This is a genomic window from Metabacillus sp. KJ11-3, from assembly GCF_055808295.1.
The window spans coordinates 2,376,240-2,393,654 of sequence record NZ_CM147865.1 but is presented as its reverse complement, the minus strand read 5'-3'; the positions used below and the strand labels follow the sequence as shown (position 1 = coordinate 2,393,654).

The following is a 17,415-nucleotide window of genomic DNA, read 5'->3' as shown; positions in this document are numbered from 1 at the left end:
ATGTTTGATTTTTTGAAATATGGTAGCAAGCTATCACCGATTGTAGAAAAAGTGGAAAAGAAGATCCAACCTATTCATTTAAAAATAGACAAAATAAGTGAATTAAATCAGTTCAAGGTTTTAAAAAGCTTTCAACAGCATAGAGTGAGTGACTCTCACTTTATCCCAACTACAGGCTATGGCTATGATGATATTGGAAGGGATACGTTAGAAAAAGTTTACGCTGACGTGTTTGGTGGTGAAGCAGGATTAGTTCGACCACAAATAATCTCAGGTACTCATGCCATATCCATCGCGTTGTTCGGAGTATTAAGACCAGGTGATGAACTTATTTATATCACTGGTAAGCCATATGATACCCTTGAGGAGATTGTAGGAATTCGGGGTAGTGGGATTGGCTCTTTAAAAGAATTTCAAATCGATTATCAAACTGTGGAATTAAAAAAAGATGGAGCAGTTGATTATGACGCAGTAAAACATGCTGTAACAAACAAAACTAAATTGATTGGCATTCAAAGATCAAAAGGTTATGCCACACGACCATCGTTTACAATAGAAGAAATAAGGGAAATGATAAAGTTTGTTAAATCTTTAAAAGAAGATATTGTCATTTTTGTAGATAACTGCTATGGTGAATTTGTAGAAGAGTTAGAACCCTGTCATGTTGGTGCTGATTTAATGGCTGGATCTCTAATTAAAAACCCAGGTGGTGGACTTGCTAAAACAGGTGGATATCTTGTTGGTAGACAAGATTTAATCGAAGCATGCTCGTATAGAATGACATCTCCGGGAATCGGAGCCGAAGCTGGTGCTTCTCTATATAGTCTGCAGGAAATGTATCAGGGATTCTTTTTAGCACCACATGTAGTGGGACAAGCTTTGAAGGGAGCAGTATTTACTTCAGGCTTTTTAGAGGAACTAGGATTAAAGACAAGTCCTATGTGGAACAGTACGAGAACTGACTTAATACAATCTGTGCAGTTTGATGATCCAGACATGATGGTTGCCTTTTGTCAGGCGATCCAATATTCTTCACCAATTAATTCTCATGTAACTCCATACCCGAATTATATGCCTGGGTATGAAGACGATGTCATAATGGCGGCAGGCACGTTTATTCAAGGAGCCAGCATCGAGTTGTCTGCAGATGGTCCAATTCGAGCACCATATGTTGCTTATGTACAAGGCGGATTAACATACACTCATGTGAAAATTGCGGTTTGTTCAGCTGTTGATTCCTTAATAGACAAAAACTTAATCTCGATTGTTAGTTAACTACCAATATAGATATTGATTTATATGTTATGTAAGCTGACATTTGATTGACACATAATGTTACATAGGTTATAATGAAATTAGTTAACTTAAAGGAGCGAATAACATGAGTGATAATATTCGACGCTCAATGCCCCTATTTCCTATTGGAATTGTTATGCAGCTCACCGATTTATCTGCAAGACAAATTCGTTATTATGAAGAAAATGAATTGATCTTTCCAGCTAGAACAGAGAGCAATAGAAGATTATTTTCTTTTAACGACGTAGATAAATTATTGGAGATTCGTAATTTGATTGAACAGGGTGTCAACTTAGCAGGAATAAAAGAGATTTTTTCTCGCAATAGCTCACATAGTGAAGAAAAACAAGAGCAACCTAAAACAGTTGAAAAACCTGATATAAGCGATTCAGAGTTACGTAAGCTTCTTAAATCCGAGCTCATGCAAGCGGGTCGTTTTAATCGACCTACATTAAGACATGGAGACATGTCGAGATTTTTCCACTAATTAATGTAGTAGCAATTAAAAATTGAATATAAACTTTTTGAAATTGGAGAGGAGATTTTAAGGGTGGCTAAATATTCAAGAGAAGATATAGTGAGTTTGGTAAAAGAAAATAATGTAAAATATATCCGATTGCAATTCACGGATATTCTTGGAACAATCAAAAATGTTGAAATCCCAACAAGTCAGCTAGATAAAGCACTAGATAATAAAATGATGTTTGATGGTTCTTCAATTGAAGGGTTTGTACGAATTGAAGAATCCGATATGTATTTATATCCAGATTTAGATACATTTGTAATCTTCCCTTGGACAGCTGAAAAAGGAAAAGTAGCACGTTTTATCTGTGATATCTATAATCCGGATGGAACTCCGTTTGCAGGAGACCCACGTAATAACTTACGCCGTCTTCTTTCTGAAATGGAAGAACTTGGGTTTACTGATTTCAACTTAGGGCCAGAACCAGAATTTTTCTTATTTAAATTAGATGCAAAAGGTGAGCCGACTCTGGAACTTAATGATAATGGCGGTTATTTCGACTTAGCACCGACTGATCTTGGTGAAAACTGCCGTCGTGATATCGTTCTAGAACTAGAAGAAATGGGCTTTGAAATTGAAGCTTCTCACCATGAAGTGGCACCGGGGCAACATGAAATTGATTTTAAATATGCTTCTGCTATTAGAGCATGTGATGATATTCAAACATTTAAGCTAGTTGTTAAGACAATTGCTCGCAAACATGGTTTGCATGCTACATTTATGCCAAAACCTTTATTTGGTGTTAATGGTTCAGGTATGCACTGTAACTTATCTTTATTCAGTAAAGGTGAAAATGCATTCCTAGATCCAAATGGAGACTTGCAATTAAGTGATACCGCAAGACAATTTATTGCAGGTATAATCAAGCATGCTCCTGCCTTTACAGCAGTGACAAACCCAACGGTTAATTCATATAAACGTCTTGTCCCTGGTTATGAAGCACCTTGTTATGTTGCTTGGTCTGCGCAAAACAGAAGTCCATTAATTCGTATTCCAGCATCTCGCGGCCTAAGTACACGCGTAGAAGTACGTAGCGTTGACCCTGCAGCAAACCCTTATTTAGCAATGAGTGTTCTATTAGCAGCCGGTCTTGATGGAATTAAAAATAATCTTGAAGCTCCAAAACCAATTGACCGCAACATTTATGTTATGTCAAAAGAAGAGCGTATTGAAAATGGGATCGTGGATTTACCGGCAACATTAGCTCAGGCACTAGATTTATTAAAAGCTGATAGCACAATGAAACATGCGTTAGGTGAGCACCTATTTGAACACTTCATTGAAGCGAAAGAAATCGAATGGGATATGTTCCGTACTCAAGTTCACCCATGGGAAAGAGAACAATACATGTCAATGTATTAATAGAATAGAGAAGGCCTCGACTATTGTTGAGGCTTTTTTGTATTTAGAGCAAAACAAGAAAAGGCTTATCTTTTAAGATAAGCCTAGTGTACTGTACGATAAACGCCAATTACTTTACCTAAAATACTTACATTTCGTAAAATAATAGGTTCCATTGTAGAGTTTTCAGGTTGCAGACGAATATAATCTTTTTCTTTAAAAAATCTTTTACATGTCGCTTCGTCGTCTTCTGTCATAGCGACAACAATATCACCATTGTTTGCGGTCTGTTGCTGGCGAACAATCACTAAGTCTCCATCTAAGATACCGGCTTCAATCATACTTTCACCCATAATTTCTAGCATAAAGACATGTTCATCTTCCGAAATATAGCGATCGGGTAAAGGAAAATACTCTTCTACATTTTCGATAGCAGTTATAGGAAGACCAGCAGTGACTTTTCCGATAACCGGAACATTTACCACGTTACTCTTTGGAATATGGGGTGTTTCTTCTTCTAAAATCTCAATTGCTCTAGGTTTTGTTGGGTCCCTTCTAATTAATCCTTTGGATTCTAATCTAGCTAAATGTCCATGGACAGTTGAACTTGATGCCAGACCTACAGCTTCACCAATTTCACGGACAGAAGGTGGATATCCTTTCTTTTGGACCTCATCTTTTATGAAGCTTAAAATATCTTGTTGTCTTTTTGATAGTTTTGTCATCCTCTGTGACACCTCGGATCCTCTAATTTATGTTTATTATAGCATCATTTACCTATAAATACAAACATAAGTTCGAAAAAAACGCTTGACTAGAACAGTTGTTCGTCTTATACTTTAAGTATAAATACGAACAAATATTCTTACGGGGTGTTATTATGAAAAAAGAATCTTTATCTTACATACTAGCTTTTTTTGTTGTTCTATTAGCCATTACAGCAGGAATTACTTATACAAATAAAACAGACAGCTTAGAAAAATATCACCAAGTCGAAATTAAAGAGGGTGATAGTCTCTGGTCGATTGCAGATCAGCTTCAAGAGAAACATAGTATTTCGAAACAAGAGTTTGTCAAATGGGTTCAGGAAAAAAATCATATTCATTCAACTACCATAGCTCCAGGGGACATCGTTTTTGTACCAATACAAAAGGAAGAATTCCAACAATTTCAACAGATAGCGAGCGAATAAAACAACAAAGAATGAATTGATAGGTGTGACAGAAATGAAAGCAATTATTTATTGTCGTGTTAGTACAGAGAAAGATACACAGGATACTTCAATTGATAGACAAAAAGAAGAGCTTCTTACACTAGCGGAAACTCACAGTATGGAGGTTATTAAAGTAATTGAAGAAAGGCATAGTGGATTTGATGTTGATCGTGATGGGATTATTGAAGCGCTTGAATTGTTAAAAGACAAGAAAGCATCTGTATTATTAGTTCAGGACGATACTCGGTTAGGACGAGGTCACGCTAAAATTGCACTCTTACATGAAATAAAGAAATTTGATGCCACAGTATTCACCTTAAATGAAAAAGGTGAGCCTGAGTTATCCGAAACAGATTCAATGATACTGAGTATTCTTGCAACAGTAGAAGAATTTCAAAGAAAGCTGACAAATTACAAGATTAAAAGAGGAATGCAGAGAGCGATAGAAAATGGTTTTAATCCTCAGGATAATTTAAAGAATCAAGAACAGGGAGGAGGACGTGAGAAGATAGAGGTACCAATTGATGAAATCATTAAACTAAGAGATAAGAAGCTAACATTTCAGGAAATAGCTGCAACACTGAGAGGTTTAGGATTTGATGTTAGCAAAGCGACAGTCCATAGAAGATACAAAGAGCACCTCGAAAAAACTCACCGAAATTTAGATGATACATAAGTTAAGAAAGTTGTTATTTTCTTCTCTATTTAGTATGATGACATTTGTGACAATACTTATATCCAAAAATTATTTACGCAGTGTGCTGAGTATATATTAATAATGTGAGGAGTAAAATGATGTTACCAAAATCTAAAATAGATCGAATAAATAAATTATCTAAGAAATCAAAGACAGAAGGCTTAACGGATAAGGAAAAGGTTGAACAACAGGCATTACGTAGGGAATATTTAGATGCTTTTCGCTCTTCTATGAAAACTACACTTAAAGGAGTTACAGTTGTTGATCCAAATGGGAATGATGTAACACCTCAAAAAATCAAAAATGAGAGAAGGAAAGATCTTCATTAATGACAGGAGGAGGGCCATTATTCCTCCTGTTTCCTTTTTGAAACTGATGTTTAACCAGATTCAAACTATAGCTGTTCGACAAAAATAGTGCCTTATCTCTCCAGTTTAAGACAATTATTTCTTTTGACTTCTTATATAATGAGAGAAATAGAATGGTTGGGGAGAGTGAAATGGTGAGACACTATTATATTTATTTAATAGAAGAAGAGTTTGCAAGTCACTATTTTGGGCGGGAATCAAAAATCTACCATCTGTTTCAAGACTTTCACTGGACAACAGCTCGTTCAGCTCATGGAAGTACAATCGAAAAACAAATTCAGTATATTTCAAAACCAATACCAGCTTTATTTATACATCAATTACTAGGAACACATTTATCAAAACGTACAGATTATCAAATGTTCCATCATATACATAAGATTGCATTAAAAGGAAATGTCGGAAACGCTACCCTTATTGTGAAAAACCGGCATCTTGAACTCTCTTCTGATGGAAGTTTTGAAGCAGAAACGATATTTTTTGAAGTATTAAGAAAGTTCGATCCTTGTTTTTTAGCAATGGATTTTAAGGGTGAAAGATATGGTTGGTTAAACCCTATAAAAGAAAGAAATTTTGGCTGAAAAATAGAGAAATTATAGTTCAAATGTTGTATAATTGCTATGGGTTTAGTACACTGTAAGATAGACAACATGAAGGAGGAAAACCAATGGAATTATGGGTTGTTATTCTAGTAGGCATTCTAGCTCTACTTGCTGGAGTTGCACTAGGATTTTTCATTGCGCGTAAATATATGATGAATTACCTGAAGAAAAATCCACCAATTAACGAACAAATGCTAAAAATGATGATGATGCAAATGGGAATGAAACCATCACAAAAGAAAATCAATCAAATGATGTCTCAAATGAACAAAATGCAAAAATAAGAAAAACGTTGGTATAACAAGATAATATATTCTTGTTTTGATATATATTATGCGTATTCTTTCATGAAAAAAGGATAATTATTTTTTTTGAAATTTTGATCTTATTTTTGCTTTATTTTTCATTAGACCAATCCAAAACCACTTATTTTGTTGGAAACTATACCAATAAAGGGTGGTTTTTATTGTTCCAGTTTTTAAAATGAATACTATTTTGATTCATTCATTTTCTAACTAGTGCAATAATATGAATGAATTTACCGTATAAGGCTTAAAACATAATACTTAGGAATAAAATAACCATGTAAAGAAGGAAAAATTATTAATTATTTTAATATTGGAGGTTTATATGGGTATTTTAGATGGGTTAATGGGAAATGTTTCAGAGGTTGATATTAAATCAGTGGAAAAAGAATTAGAGTTAGTAATTGTTGAAAGTGAAAAAGTTGAAAAAGCTTATAAATTAATCCGTGATTTAATTGTTTTCACTAATACTCGTTTAATTCTAATTGACAAGCAAGGAGTTACTGGTAAAAAAGTTGAATATCACTCTATTCCTTATAAGAGTATTACACATTTTAGCGTAGAGACTGCTGGGAGTTTTGATTTAGATGCAGAGTTAAAGATCTGGATATCTAGTACGGCAAATCCAGTTTCGAAACAATTTAAAAAAGACAAAAGTATCTATGATGTACAAAGAGCAATAGCAACGTATGTGTCAAAGTTATAAATGATGTAAAAATTTTTTTATCCTGCCTAGTTCAAATTTTATTTTTAGTTTAATTAATAACTTATTAGAAATTCTTTTAAAGTTAAAGGAAATTTGATGTAGATAGCAAGACCGCGATCAATTGATTGCGGTTTTGTTTAGTAGTTAGCACGTATATAAAAAGGGAAAGCATTCAAGGAATACTTTCCCATACCTCTATTTACTAAACAAATTTCTAACGCCATAATAAATAAGTACCAGTGAGAATATTAGAATCGCTAATACACCAATTATCGTTGTAACAGGTTCGATACTAGCTAGAAATGTGTCAGCTAAAGGAATTCGAATAAGTGCAAAACCACTGAAAATTGTTGCTAGGAATAAGAAAATCCGACTATTCATGGTTTTTCCTCCTTCCTAATGGATTGTTAGATTATATGTCTAAATTGTGGCTATTATACATATTTAAAGGCGCATTTTTAAAGGGAAAATAAAATTTGTAAAACTAAAAATGGGGAATTTGTTGAAGATACGATCAAACGTAGAAACGTAGAACAAAAGCACAAGCGTCTTGATCAACCTTGGGCAAATAAGAAGCAAATGAATAGAATATTTCCTTTGTCTTCAATTCATTTGTGGCTAGACCCTAGAGGCTAGGCGCTGGCAGTCTAAAAACGCGACGTTGATCTCAACGACTGCACTTTCACATCCTGTGCTTCGGAGCTGGATACCGGGCACTTATCCACAGTTCAAAGAATTTTATAGTTTCATGAGCAATAAAAAAAGCACGTTTAATGTGCTTTTTCATTTTGATTTATGAACAAACCTGCTTTTTATGAGGTAAATCTTCTTTTATATATTGTGTTAATAATACATCAAGCTCTTGGCTATATTTAATTGATATGTTAGAATTCAGCCCATTTTGTAGGACAATGTCAATTAGCTCGGCTCGTTTCTTTTCAATCATTTGAAGCATTTCTTGTTTAGACACGAGAACTTGTCCTTTCTTTGCATAGATTAGCTATTTCGATTATATCATTTTCAAACATATGATATAAACAGCAATGATTCTATTATAAATGGTTGAAAGGTGGAATGAAAAGGAAAAATTGCCATAAGATATGAAATTGACATAAAAATGTCACATAAAGAAACATTTAAAATAATACAACTTTTGCTAGAATAGAGAAGACATTCTCTTTAGGAGGAGTAATATGACAGATGTGAATATATTTTTAGCTTTTGGAGCAGGTTTTTTATCTTTTATTTCTCCATGCTGTTTACCACTATACCCGGCATTTTTATCGTATATAACAGGAGTATCTGTTGGTGAGCTAAAATCTGAAAATGCATTATTACAGAAAAGAAGTTTATTACATACAGTCTTCTTTTTATTAGGATTTTCTTCAATCTTTATAGCACTTGGGTTTGGTACGTCTTTTATAGGAGAACTTTTTCAAAATTATCAAGATTTAATAAGACAAATTGGAGCTTTGTTAATTATCGTATTTGGACTCATGATAGTTGGAGTTTTTAACCCTAAATTTTTAATGAAAGAGCACCGGTTTGAATTTAAAAATCGTCCTACAGGCTATATAGGTACATTCTTTATTGGCATGGCTTTTGCAGCAGGCTGGACACCATGCACGGGACCAATTCTCTCTGCGGTTATTTGGTTAGCAGCAACAAATCCAGGATCCGCAATGCTTTATATGATTGCCTATATATTAGGCTTTGCAGTTCCATTTCTCGTATTATCCTTTTTTATCGGGAAGCTTGGTTGGATTAAAAAGCATAACATGGCGATAATGAAAATAGGAGGATATCTCATGATTTTTATGGGGATTCTGTTATTTTTTGACATAATGACATCTATTATTATTTTCTTAACAAGGATTTTTGGGGGATTCACTGGTTTTTAATCTTTTGCTATTTTAGTGACATTTTTACTATATTTAAGACATAAATTTGATATAATGGTCATATGTGTGATAGATATTGCATTGAAGGTTAAAAGAAATGAGATAGCCTCCAATTAAGTCAAATGTCAATCGCCTTCTATTAAGAGAGAGTGTGGGTTCAATCTTTCTTTTATATTATCAGAATTTTAGATCATATCTGATAGTATAAGAAAAACTGAGGCTTTCGTCTATAGACGATCAGCTGGGTTTTTCTCATCATGTATGAGGAGGAGCTAGGCATGGCTAGAATTTTAATTGTTGATGATGCCAAGTTTATGAGAATGACTTTGTCAAATATATTGAAAAAGGCAAACCATGTAATTGTAGGAGAAGCTGAAAATGGGATTCAGGCTGTTGAACTTTTTGAAAAGGAAAAGCCTGATTTGGTTACTTTAGATATTACAATGCCAGAGAAAAATGGAATTGAAGCTCTAAAAGAAATCAAACAGCAATATTCAGATGCAAAAATTATTATGTGCTCTGCTATGGGACAACAAAAAATGGTTGTTGAAGCGATTGAAGCAGGAGCAAAAGATTTTATTGTAAAACCGTTTGATGAAAATCGTGTACTAGAAGCGATTGATCGAGTATTAGGATAATAGATTAAAAACCATTTAGGATATCTATATCTTAAATGGTTTTTATCTTTAACTGTTTTACCACTTAGAGTCTGAACAGATCTATTAGGAGAATTTTCTATTCTGTGGGATATGTTATTTTTATTAGAGATTTTCTAGGTATCCTTTAGAAATTCGTTTATACTAGTACATGTAGAGTTAACTAGTAAAGGATTGATATTATTGTTAACGGTTGTTTCATCGTTCATTGCTGTAGCAATGGCCTTATTTGTATTATTCATTCGTTTTAAATCTGCTAAAAAACCAGCATCAGCTAAAAAGATTATCTTGCCACCGATCTTTATGAGTACAGGTGCGTTGATGTTTATTCATCCATTCTTTCGCGTAACAGCAGCGGAATTTTTTGAGGCTTTATTTGTAGGAATGTTTTTTTCTATTTTTTTAATTAAAACTTCAAATTTTGAAATTAGAGATAATAACATTTATTTAAAACGATCCAAGGCATTTGCTTTCATATTAATAGGTTTATTAATTATCCGAATCATCATGAAGTCCTTTTTGAGTACGACAATTGATGTAGGGGAACTAAGTGGGATGTTTTGGATTTTAGCTTTTGGAATGATTGTTCCATGGCGAATTGCTATGTATCGTGCTTTTTTACGTGTCCAGAAAGAACATCATTTATCGAATAACCATAAATAACTTATCATGCTGAATTACATTAAAAAGATCCGAAATCATTAGATTTCGGATCTTTTTTGGTGACAGGACTTGGCTCTTTAGTCATTAAAAAAGTGCTTTATATTCAGAGTAGTCAATTTGTTTTTCAGTAAGTCTTTTCATAAGAAATTTATGATCACGTTTAGGAGTTGCCATAATATAACCTCTTATGATTAAATCTAAATTGATTGATGATGCTTGCTCTTTTAAGGCTAATTGACCAACTTTTCCTGCGATTTTAGCTCTTGCAACATCTCGAAACAGCTCAGGCACTGGTTCTACCAACTCTTCTAGCAAATTTTTTTCATCATCATTCCACATATGTCTTGTCTTTTCTAAATAGTAGTCTTGCCAATCCAAATCCGATTTTCCATCTTCTTTAGGTAATCTTTGTAAAAATTTCCGGAACATGAAGTAGCCGCCAATCGCAAGCATAGACACAAGAAATACAACCCAAAACAAGATAAACCAAAGGAACCAACCTGCTAACAATTTATTCACCTCTTGTCCTAATCATATAAAGGATTAAAAGAAGCAGCTAATGCAATTAATAATACTTATTGCATTACTGCCTATAATTATTTGTTATTTAATTTCAATATATTTCGTTTGACCTACTCATGATGGCCAAAAGCATGATGCTCTTTTGCTAAGAGGAGTAATGATTTCTTAACAGCTTCCACTTTTTTTCGATCATAAGAAGAAGTCATCAAATCATTCAATTCAGCTTGAACGTGAAACATGGAATGTTTATAAAAAATATCAAGTCGAATTGTCCCAACATCTGTTGGTAAGTATAGAAATTCATATGTACGTGACATAATAGCTCCTCCCAAAGAAGACACCAATCATAAGTTGGCTATTTAAAAGTAAATATATATTCTAATAATAGCAGAAAACGTTTTAATACGCACTAATTTTCCTAAAAATTTGCCATTATTAAACAAACAAATGCGTATCAGCATATTCCTGAAAAAAGAGGAGGTTAAACATATGTTTAACCTCCTCTAATCCCTTCCGATCCGTACATTGGTTAAGTGTCCCGCAACAAGCGAATGTTTCGGAAGGGATATTGTTAGTGTAGTCAATTTTTTTATAAATGTAAAGAATTGTTTATATGGTTAATAATGGATTGAATACATTCTGCGAGGAAATTTTATTTTAGATGTTACATATGGGATTAAATGTATTGAGTTGATATATAAAATACAAAAAATTTGATTTGATATTTTTTATATGTTTTTATTAAATAGTTCTGTTATGATAAAAATGAGACTAGCATGAAGGGAAGAAAAAATAATGGGAAAATTAATAGCTGTTCAATTATTCACACTAAGAGATGAGTGTGAGCAGGATTTTTATGGCACATTAGAAAAAGTAGCTGCACTAGGGTTTAATGGAGTTGAATTGGCTGGGTATTATGGCAAGGAAGCTAGTGAATTAAAACAAACGCTGGATAACCTTGGATTAGTTGCTGTAAGCAGTCATGTGTCATTAGAAAGAATGGAACAACATTTAGAGGATGAATTAGCGTATTTGAAAACGCTTAATTGTAAAAATATTGTGTGTCCATACTTAGTTGAGGATCGAAGAGATGAATATGATCAACTTGCGCAAACTTTAAATAAAGTCGGAGAACGTTGTTCTGAAGAAGGAATCGCACTAAGCTATCACAATCATGATTTTGAATTAGAAAAAGAGAAGGCCGCTCACATCTTGAGAGATTATTTGATGAGACGAATCCGGAGTATGTTAAGGCTGAATTAGATGTATATTGGTTAACACTAGCTGGTGAAGATCCGGTAAATTGGATGAAAAAATATACTGGACGTATGCCATTGATCCATTTAAAGGATATGACAACTGATTCTGATAAAACTTTTGCAGAATTAGGAACTGGTGGGGTTAATCTTGAAGCTATCATACATACTCTTGATGAAGCGAAAGTTGAATGGATGGTTGTTGAACAAGATAAATGTAAACGTTCACCACTTGAAAGTGTGGAAATAAGCATTAATTATTTAAAAGATTTACTCTCAAAAGTAAATTAATCTATAAAAAAATGAAAGCACTCTAAACAAAGGTGCTTTCATTTTTTTATAGATTTGTAGTTTTTAGGATGATGAAGTTTATTCCCAAAAGGTGTATTGGCAACTTGTTTACATTTCTATGCTTCTATGTTGTAGATTTTGTTTACGATAAGCTGTTGGTGAAACCTTTTTTTGATCACGAAAAACCCGTGAAAATGTCTGGAATGAACGATATCCTACCTCTAAAGCTATATCTGTAACAGGAATGGTTGTTGATGTTAATAGGCTGCATGCATGACGAATTCTAACTTCGTGTAAGAAATGAACAAAGTTTTGACCTACATGTTCTTTAAAAAGTTCGCTTAAATATGGAACACTCACATGAAATTTAATTGCTAAATTGGATAAAGTGATATCATCTTGATAATGTATATGAATGTATTGAATAACATCCCAGATGATTCCTTTTTTTGTAGCCTTTTTACTTGTGGCTGCAGAGGAATTTTGTGTCCGTCTCAATCGTTCAAATATGACCATAATTTCAGCAAGCTTAGCTTTTATTAAAATGTCTTTATAAGGTTTATTTTGTGTGTATTCTTCAAGCATTTCTTCTAGGATGTTCCTCATTTTTAGGAAATCTTGAGCATCTATCTTGATAAACGGATCTAAAAAAAGATCTTCTGTATTAATTAATGCGTCTTGTAATCCTAAATGATGAAGTAATGCCAAATCAAACATACAATTATATAAAACCAATGTAGATTCTTTATCTGCAGATATTTTATGTATTTGGTAAGGGAGAATAAACGTGAAGGTACCGGGCTCCATCTTATGGTTTTTTCCGTTGATCATCTCAGTCCCGAATCCTTCAATAACTAATGAGAATTCAAGATAATCATGACGGTGTGAAGGAAACTGATCTTTAATTCTATGAATTGATAGATGAAACGGAAATGATGTGTTCATATTAGGATATTCAGATAAATACATGGGAAAAGTGGTCATATTAACCGTTTCCTCCTATCAGAAAAAATGAGATAAACAGATGAAAAACTGATCAGCTTTTTTATACATTATATTTTACCATATCTGTAAGCGTTTTTTTTATATTGATAAAAAGGAATTATGAGTAAGGAGGTTTTTTACGATGAATAGTCAAAAAATTAGATTAGGTATCATAGGTGCAGGGGCAATTGGAAATGTTCATTTAAGTACATTTTCACAATTAACCGATTCAATCGTGCTGCAAGGGATCACTGATGCTTATCTTCCACTTGCAGAACAAAGGGCAAATGAATTTAAAGTACATCAAGTGTTTAATAGTGCAGAGGAATTAATTCATGATTCCAACATAGATGCTGTAATTATTGGTGTACCTAATAAATGGCATGCTCCACTAGCATTACAGGCGTTAAAAGCAGGGAAGCATGTGTTAATTGAAAAACCGATGGGAATCGATAGCGAAGCAGCAAAAGAAATTGTAAGAACACAGCGAGATTCAGGAAAGATCGTCATGGTTGCACATCAAATGAGATGGCAATGGCAAATTCAGCAAATTAAAGAACAGGTAGAAAAGGGTTCGTTAGGAAAGATTTATCATGCCAAAACAGGCTGGTTTCGTAGAAAAGGGATCCCGGGTTGGGGAAGCTGGTTTACGACCAAATCAGAAGCTGGTGGGGGGCCATTAATTGATATCGGTGTTCATATGTTAGATTTAGGGCTATATTTAATGGGTAATCCTAAACCGGTTTCCGTTTACGGCTCTACCTATGCTGAATTCGGGCCAAGAAAGAAAGGAATAGGTACCTGGGGAACTCCAAATTGGAATGGACAATTTGATGTTGAAGATCTGGCCACAGCTTTAATCAAAATGGAGGATGGATCAACACTTTCCCTGGAAGTTAGCTGGGCTGTACATATGGCTACTAGCAATAATCCTTTTATTCACTTAATGGGTTCTGAAGGCGGTGCATCTCTTGATGGGAATTCTGCAAAGATTTTGACTGAACAGTTCGATCGAGCTATTGATCTCGAGCTTACTCCAAAGGATCTTGAAGAAGATGAACGCATTCAATTAAGCAAACATTTTATTGAGTGTATTCTTGAGGAAAAACAACCGATTACCTCTGTAATGTCAGGGTTAACGAACAATCTTATTTTAGATGCGATCTATGAATCATCCAAAACCGGACGTGAAGTCATTTTAGATTGGGAGATTTAGTTATTGAAAAATTCCTTAGCTAAACAAATGATGATCATAGGTTTAATACGAAGTTTTTCAAATTTCCTTAAAAAGGGTGATAGTTGATGTTAAGGGGATTAACCAAAGCCGGATTAGGGTCATTCGCAGATGATAAACAATTTATTGAGTTAGCGTCAGAATACTCTTTTCAATCTGTTGATCTTGATGCAGAGAATTTAATTGAAGACTATGGACTAATTGGAGCAAAAGAGATATTGCAAGGTAATAACATTCAATTAGGTGCCATAGGATTACCGGTTGAATGGAGAAGCTCTCAAGAAGATTTCACAAAAGATTTAGTCAAACTTGCTTCGGCTGCTAAGGCAGCACAAGAATTAGGTTGTACTCGATGTTGTACGTATATTTTACCCTCAACTGACTTGAAATCAGCCCAATTTATGAGTCTAGCAGTAAAACGTCTGAGGATTTGTGCTGAAGTTCTAGGTTCATATGATGTGAGACTTGGTTTGGAATATGTTGGTCCACACCATTTAAGAAACACCTGGAAAAATCCATTTATATGGACACAAGAGGAAACACTCCAATTAATTGATGCGATAGGTTTACCGAATGTAGGTTTATTGTTAGATTCGTATCATTGGTACACAACAGGCCTCTCAAGTGAAGACTTATCCAATTTAAATGAGCAGCAGATTGTTCATGTTCATATTAATGATGCAGAGAATTTACCGGTTGAAGATCTTAAGGATAATGATCGGCTTTATACAGGGGAAGGGATAATTGATTTACCTTTATTCTTGAAAAGTATTAAGAAAACCGGCTATAGCGGCCCAATATCCCAAGAAGTATTAACTCCTTCACAACCAAGTGAATCAGGTGAAGAGCTGATTAAACGTTCTAAAATAGGGTTTGATAAAGTGTTTAACAACATCTAAAGAATAATAAAGGCGATCAGAAAATTGATCGCCTTTTACTAGATTTCAGTCATTTAAAACCTTATCCATAACTGCCTTAGTTTTAGGTCCGAAAATTCCATCATTTACAAGGTCCGGGAAACGTTTTTGAAATGTAATAACAGCTTCCTTTGTTTCTGGTCCATATATTCCATCTACTGTCACGTCATAGCTCATATCATTTAATGCTTTTTGAAGTGTTTTCACTGCTTCACCTCTGCTGCCCATTTTTAAAACAGTGTTTTCAAAGCCGAAAGAGTTGATTTTCTTCGATAGTTCAGCATGTGTTTTTGGGCCGTAAATTCCATCTGCTTTTAGCGTTTTCGTTGATTTTTGAAAGGCAATTACAGCTGTTTTTGTATTAGGGCCAAAAATTCCATCCTCAGATAATTCAGCACCCATTTCTTTATTTAATGCACGTTGCATGATTTTTACATTTTCTCCCTTAGAACCTTCTTTTAATGTACCCGATAGGTCAAAAATAGAATAATTGACATTTTCTTGAGCACTTACACCCCCAGCAGGAATACCTAATAATAGGACAGATGCAGTTAACACAGTTGCTGATAATTTTTTAAAGTTTTTCAAGTGAAACAGCTCCCTTTGTTTGTTATTCATCTATGAAACGAATGATGTTGATCGATTGTTTCATTCTAATGATGATTTTTCACTTTTTTGTTCTAGAAAATGGTGTTATTCTAGTAGGGACAAGATTTAAAATCTTATGCACCTAGCTATTCAGGGATGATATTTTTTAAAAAGGTAAAATGGTAAGCGTTTTCGTTATAGAAGATAAGAAAGGGGAAGGTAGAGATATGTCGAATCAATCTGTTTTCAAAAGTGTTGAAAAGGTAGAGGTTCCAACTATTATGAAAGCGGCAGTAATGACAAGACCTTATGAGATTGAAGTCCAAGAAGTTGCTGTTCCAAAGGTTGAAGGAAATGAAGTTTTAGTTAAGGTGATGGCAGTCGGAATATGTGGGTCTGATATTCATTATTATGAACATGGAAAAATAGGAAGGTATGTTGTTGAAAAACCGATTATATTAGGTCATGAATGTGCAGGTATAGTAGTAGAGGTTGGAGATCAAGTTTCCAGGTTGAAAATCGGTGATCGTGTGGCGATTGAACCGGGTATTACATGTGGACAATGTGAATATTGCAAGGAAGGGAGATATAATCTTTGTCCGGATGTACAATTTTTAGCAACACCTCCAATCGACGGTGCCTTTGTTCAGTATATAAAGCACAGAGAAGATTTCTTATTTCCAATTCCGGATGAACTATCATTTGAAGAAGCATCACTTGTTGAGCCTTTTTCGGTAGGGATTCATGCAGCAAAAAGGTCTAAACTTCAACCTGGTTCAACAGTGGCTATAATGGGAATGGGTCCTGTTGGCCTTACAGCCATAGCTGCAGTGAAAGCTTTTGGGGCTTCGAAAATTATCGTAACGGACTTGGAGGATAATCGATTGAATGCCGCCAAAAAGCTAGGTGCTACGCATGTTATAAACGTTTTGGAGCAGGATCCAAATGAAGAAATCTCGACTATCACTGCTGGAAAAGGTGTTGACGTTTGCTTTGAAACTGCAGGTAATCCTAAAGCGCTTCAAACAGCATTAAAATCATTAAAAAGAGGTGGTAAATTAGCAATTGTTGGGTTACCGCCACAAGATGAAATTCCATTAAATGTACCACTTATAGCAGATTATGAATTAGATATTTATGGAATCTTTAGATATGCAAATACGTATAATCAAGGAATTGAGTTTTTAACATCGCAAAACTATAATTTGGATAGCTTAATTACCGATCGATATACTCTTGATGAGACGAAAGAAGCAATGGAACGTGCTAGACTTAATAAAAAAGAAAGTTTAAAAGTTATTGTGTATCCAAATGGTTTAATAGAATAGTAAGCTACATAAATAAGTATGATT

At 34.1% G+C, this 17,415-nt stretch carries 24 protein-coding genes; 17 read left to right on the top strand and 7 right to left on the bottom strand.

All coding sequences use genetic code 11. The features are described from left to right. The 3 genes from AC0L8O_RS12210 (at window position 1) to glnA (ending at window position 3,181) form a co-directional block, all read left to right on the top strand. The gene (locus AC0L8O_RS12210; RefSeq protein WP_473448288.1) at window positions 1–1,275 is read left to right on the top strand and encodes a methionine gamma-lyase family protein; all 1,275 of its coding nucleotides are present in this window, start codon (window positions 1–3) and stop codon (window positions 1,273–1,275) included. Between the two features lie 106 nt (window positions 1,276–1,381). Next, window positions 1,382–1,783 carry a MerR family transcriptional regulator gene (locus tag AC0L8O_RS12205; protein ID WP_216773238.1) on the top strand — a complete coding sequence of 134 codons (402 nt, stop codon included), beginning with the start codon at window positions 1,382–1,384 and terminating at the stop codon, window positions 1,781–1,783. Between the two features lie 63 nt (window positions 1,784–1,846). Continuing rightward, on the top strand, window positions 1,847–3,181 hold the full coding sequence (gene glnA / locus AC0L8O_RS12200) for a type I glutamate--ammonia ligase (RefSeq protein WP_026559256.1): 1,335 nt from the start codon (window positions 1,847–1,849) through the stop codon (window positions 3,179–3,181). Window positions 3,182–3,264: 83 nt separating this feature from the next. Here glnA and lexA read toward each other — a convergent pair whose 3' ends face one another. Next, entirely contained in the window at window positions 3,265–3,885 is a 621-nt protein-coding gene (gene lexA / locus AC0L8O_RS12195) for a transcriptional repressor LexA (RefSeq protein ID WP_078434219.1), read from the bottom strand. 155 nt (window positions 3,886–4,040) lie between these two features. On the opposite strand from lexA, the gene yneA reads away from it, so the two are divergent. The 6 genes from yneA (at window position 4,041) to AC0L8O_RS12165 (ending at window position 7,051) form a co-directional block, all read left to right on the top strand. After that, window positions 4,041–4,352 (top strand): cell division suppressor protein YneA, encoded by a 312-nt coding sequence (gene yneA, locus AC0L8O_RS12190; protein ID WP_473448285.1) that lies wholly within the window; start codon window positions 4,041–4,043, stop codon window positions 4,350–4,352. A gap of 34 nt (window positions 4,353–4,386) precedes the next feature. Then, window positions 4,387–5,049: a YneB family resolvase-like protein gene (locus AC0L8O_RS12185; protein ID WP_473448283.1), complete on the top strand. Its 663-nt coding sequence runs from the start codon at window positions 4,387–4,389 to the stop codon at window positions 5,047–5,049. Between the two features lie 119 nt (window positions 5,050–5,168). Further along, window positions 5,169–5,399: a DUF896 domain-containing protein gene (locus tag AC0L8O_RS12180; protein WP_078434216.1), complete on the top strand. Its 231-nt coding sequence runs from the start codon at window positions 5,169–5,171 to the stop codon at window positions 5,397–5,399. 170 nt (window positions 5,400–5,569) lie between these two features. Continuing rightward, the gene (gene sirA / locus AC0L8O_RS12175; RefSeq protein WP_026559251.1) at window positions 5,570–6,019 is read left to right on the top strand and encodes a sporulation inhibitor of replication protein SirA; all 450 of its coding nucleotides are present in this window, start codon (window positions 5,570–5,572) and stop codon (window positions 6,017–6,019) included. An 86-nt stretch (window positions 6,020–6,105) separates the two neighbouring features. Beyond that, window positions 6,106–6,324, top strand: a complete 219-nt coding sequence (locus tag AC0L8O_RS12170) for a YneF family protein (protein ID WP_026559250.1) — start codon at window positions 6,106–6,108, stop codon at window positions 6,322–6,324. Window positions 6,325–6,670: 346 nt separating this feature from the next. Beyond that, window positions 6,671–7,051, top strand: coding sequence for a PH domain-containing protein (locus AC0L8O_RS12165; RefSeq protein WP_473448281.1), 381 nt, complete (start codon window positions 6,671–6,673; stop codon window positions 7,049–7,051). A 195-nt stretch (window positions 7,052–7,246) separates the two neighbouring features. On the opposite strand, the gene AC0L8O_RS12160 is transcribed toward AC0L8O_RS12165, so the two are convergent. Next, window positions 7,247–7,432, bottom strand: coding sequence for a hypothetical protein (locus AC0L8O_RS12160; RefSeq protein WP_078434210.1), 186 nt, complete (start codon window positions 7,430–7,432; stop codon window positions 7,247–7,249). Between the two features lie 412 nt (window positions 7,433–7,844). Continuing rightward, complete coding sequence (locus tag AC0L8O_RS12155) at window positions 7,845–8,006, bottom strand: aspartyl-phosphate phosphatase Spo0E family protein (RefSeq protein ID WP_084042933.1); 162 nt, start codon at window positions 8,004–8,006, stop codon at window positions 7,845–7,847. Between the two features lie 238 nt (window positions 8,007–8,244). Between AC0L8O_RS12155 and AC0L8O_RS12150 the strand changes: the two genes are divergently transcribed. From AC0L8O_RS12150 to AC0L8O_RS12140, 3 genes are all read left to right on the top strand, one after another. Further along, on the top strand, window positions 8,245–8,952 hold the full coding sequence (locus tag AC0L8O_RS12150) for a cytochrome c biogenesis CcdA family protein (protein WP_026559247.1): 708 nt from the start codon (window positions 8,245–8,247) through the stop codon (window positions 8,950–8,952). 278 nt (window positions 8,953–9,230) lie between these two features. Next, a complete protein-coding gene (locus AC0L8O_RS12145) occupies window positions 9,231–9,590 on the top strand; it encodes a response regulator (protein ID WP_026559246.1) in 360 nt (119 codons plus the stop codon). A 237-nt stretch (window positions 9,591–9,827) separates the two neighbouring features. After that, window positions 9,828–10,271, top strand: coding sequence for a CcdC family protein (locus AC0L8O_RS12140; protein ID WP_473448854.1), 444 nt, complete (start codon window positions 9,828–9,830; stop codon window positions 10,269–10,271). 84 nt (window positions 10,272–10,355) lie between these two features. Here the strand turns inward: AC0L8O_RS12140 and AC0L8O_RS12135 are convergent, their stop codons facing one another. Both AC0L8O_RS12135 and AC0L8O_RS12130 read right to left on the bottom strand, forming a co-directional pair. Further along, window positions 10,356–10,781: a DUF2621 domain-containing protein gene (locus tag AC0L8O_RS12135; protein WP_026559244.1), complete on the bottom strand. Its 426-nt coding sequence runs from the start codon at window positions 10,779–10,781 to the stop codon at window positions 10,356–10,358. A 122-nt stretch (window positions 10,782–10,903) separates the two neighbouring features. Continuing rightward, the gene (locus AC0L8O_RS12130; RefSeq protein ID WP_026559243.1) at window positions 10,904–11,110 is read right to left on the bottom strand and encodes a hypothetical protein; all 207 of its coding nucleotides are present in this window, start codon (window positions 11,108–11,110) and stop codon (window positions 10,904–10,906) included. A 478-nt stretch (window positions 11,111–11,588) separates the two neighbouring features. On the opposite strand from AC0L8O_RS12130, the gene AC0L8O_RS12125 reads away from it, so the two are divergent. Further along, window positions 11,589–12,056 carry a sugar phosphate isomerase/epimerase family protein gene (locus AC0L8O_RS12125; RefSeq protein ID WP_473448278.1) on the top strand — a complete coding sequence of 156 codons (468 nt, stop codon included), beginning with the start codon at window positions 11,589–11,591 and terminating at the stop codon, window positions 12,054–12,056. Then, window positions 11,978–12,340: a sugar phosphate isomerase/epimerase family protein gene (locus AC0L8O_RS12120; protein ID WP_473448852.1), complete on the top strand. Its 363-nt coding sequence runs from the start codon at window positions 11,978–11,980 to the stop codon at window positions 12,338–12,340. Before AC0L8O_RS12125 ends, AC0L8O_RS12120 begins: the two co-directional genes overlap by 79 nt. Window positions 12,341–12,448: 108 nt before the next feature. On the opposite strand, the gene AC0L8O_RS12115 is transcribed toward AC0L8O_RS12120, so the two are convergent. Continuing rightward, window positions 12,449–13,324 carry a helix-turn-helix domain-containing protein gene (locus AC0L8O_RS12115; RefSeq protein WP_473448276.1) on the bottom strand — a complete coding sequence of 292 codons (876 nt, stop codon included), beginning with the start codon at window positions 13,322–13,324 and terminating at the stop codon, window positions 12,449–12,451. Window positions 13,325–13,466: 142 nt separating this feature from the next. Between AC0L8O_RS12115 and AC0L8O_RS12110 the strand changes: the two genes are divergently transcribed. Together AC0L8O_RS12110 and AC0L8O_RS12105 are read left to right on the top strand one after the other, a co-directional pair. Continuing rightward, window positions 13,467–14,540 carry a Gfo/Idh/MocA family protein gene (locus AC0L8O_RS12110; RefSeq protein ID WP_473448274.1) on the top strand — a complete coding sequence of 358 codons (1,074 nt, stop codon included), beginning with the start codon at window positions 13,467–13,469 and terminating at the stop codon, window positions 14,538–14,540. Window positions 14,541–14,626: 86 nt separating this feature from the next. Further along, entirely contained in the window at window positions 14,627–15,457 is an 831-nt protein-coding gene (locus AC0L8O_RS12105) for a sugar phosphate isomerase/epimerase family protein (RefSeq protein ID WP_473448272.1), read from the top strand. Between the two features lie 45 nt (window positions 15,458–15,502). Here the strand turns inward: AC0L8O_RS12105 and AC0L8O_RS12100 are convergent, their stop codons facing one another. Next, a complete protein-coding gene (locus AC0L8O_RS12100) occupies window positions 15,503–16,063 on the bottom strand; it encodes a peptidoglycan-binding domain-containing protein (protein ID WP_473448270.1) in 561 nt (186 codons plus the stop codon). Between the two features lie 227 nt (window positions 16,064–16,290). On the opposite strand from AC0L8O_RS12100, the gene AC0L8O_RS12095 reads away from it, so the two are divergent. Continuing rightward, window positions 16,291–17,391, top strand: a complete 1,101-nt coding sequence (locus AC0L8O_RS12095; RefSeq protein WP_473448268.1) for an NAD(P)-dependent alcohol dehydrogenase — start codon at window positions 16,291–16,293, stop codon at window positions 17,389–17,391. Window positions 17,392–17,415: the final 24 nt, after the last annotated feature.

What these genes read in the sequence shown, in the direction of transcription:
- AC0L8O_RS12160 (WP_078434210.1), bottom strand. Translation starts at nt 7,432, where the DNA reads ATGAATAGTCGGATTTTCTTATTCCTAGCAACAATTTTCAGTGGTTTT.
- AC0L8O_RS12125 (WP_473448278.1), top strand. Translation starts at nt 11,589, where the DNA reads ATGGGAAAATTAATAGCTGTTCAATTATTCACACTAAGAGATGAGTGT.
- AC0L8O_RS12170 (WP_026559250.1), top strand. Translation starts at nt 6,106, where the DNA reads ATGGAATTATGGGTTGTTATTCTAGTAGGCATTCTAGCTCTACTTGCT.
- AC0L8O_RS12115 (WP_473448276.1), bottom strand. Translation starts at nt 13,324, where the DNA reads ATGACCACTTTTCCCATGTATTTATCTGAATATCCTAATATGAACACA.
- AC0L8O_RS12150 (WP_026559247.1), top strand. Translation starts at nt 8,245, where the DNA reads ATGACAGATGTGAATATATTTTTAGCTTTTGGAGCAGGTTTTTTATCT.
- AC0L8O_RS12105 (WP_473448272.1), top strand. Translation starts at nt 14,627, where the DNA reads ATGTTAAGGGGATTAACCAAAGCCGGATTAGGGTCATTCGCAGATGAT.
- AC0L8O_RS12185 (WP_473448283.1), top strand. Translation starts at nt 4,387, where the DNA reads ATGAAAGCAATTATTTATTGTCGTGTTAGTACAGAGAAAGATACACAG.
- AC0L8O_RS12165 (WP_473448281.1), top strand. Translation starts at nt 6,671, where the DNA reads ATGGGTATTTTAGATGGGTTAATGGGAAATGTTTCAGAGGTTGATATT.
- yneA (WP_473448285.1), top strand. Translation starts at nt 4,041, where the DNA reads ATGAAAAAAGAATCTTTATCTTACATACTAGCTTTTTTTGTTGTTCTA.
- AC0L8O_RS12205 (WP_216773238.1), top strand. Translation starts at nt 1,382, where the DNA reads ATGAGTGATAATATTCGACGCTCAATGCCCCTATTTCCTATTGGAATT.
- AC0L8O_RS12130 (WP_026559243.1), bottom strand. Translation starts at nt 11,110, where the DNA reads ATGTCACGTACATATGAATTTCTATACTTACCAACAGATGTTGGGACA.
- AC0L8O_RS12140 (WP_473448854.1), top strand. Translation starts at nt 9,828, where the DNA reads ATGGCCTTATTTGTATTATTCATTCGTTTTAAATCTGCTAAAAAACCA.
- AC0L8O_RS12145 (WP_026559246.1), top strand. Translation starts at nt 9,231, where the DNA reads ATGGCTAGAATTTTAATTGTTGATGATGCCAAGTTTATGAGAATGACT.
- AC0L8O_RS12210 (WP_473448288.1), top strand. Translation starts at nt 1, where the DNA reads ATGTTTGATTTTTTGAAATATGGTAGCAAGCTATCACCGATTGTAGAA.
- sirA (WP_026559251.1), top strand. Translation starts at nt 5,570, where the DNA reads ATGGTGAGACACTATTATATTTATTTAATAGAAGAAGAGTTTGCAAGT.
- lexA (WP_078434219.1), bottom strand. Translation starts at nt 3,885, where the DNA reads ATGACAAAACTATCAAAAAGACAACAAGATATTTTAAGCTTCATAAAA.
- AC0L8O_RS12155 (WP_084042933.1), bottom strand. Translation starts at nt 8,006, where the DNA reads ATGCTTCAAATGATTGAAAAGAAACGAGCCGAGCTAATTGACATTGTC.
- AC0L8O_RS12095 (WP_473448268.1), top strand. Translation starts at nt 16,291, where the DNA reads ATGTCGAATCAATCTGTTTTCAAAAGTGTTGAAAAGGTAGAGGTTCCA.
- AC0L8O_RS12110 (WP_473448274.1), top strand. Translation starts at nt 13,467, where the DNA reads ATGAATAGTCAAAAAATTAGATTAGGTATCATAGGTGCAGGGGCAATT.
- AC0L8O_RS12180 (WP_078434216.1), top strand. Translation starts at nt 5,169, where the DNA reads ATGTTACCAAAATCTAAAATAGATCGAATAAATAAATTATCTAAGAAA.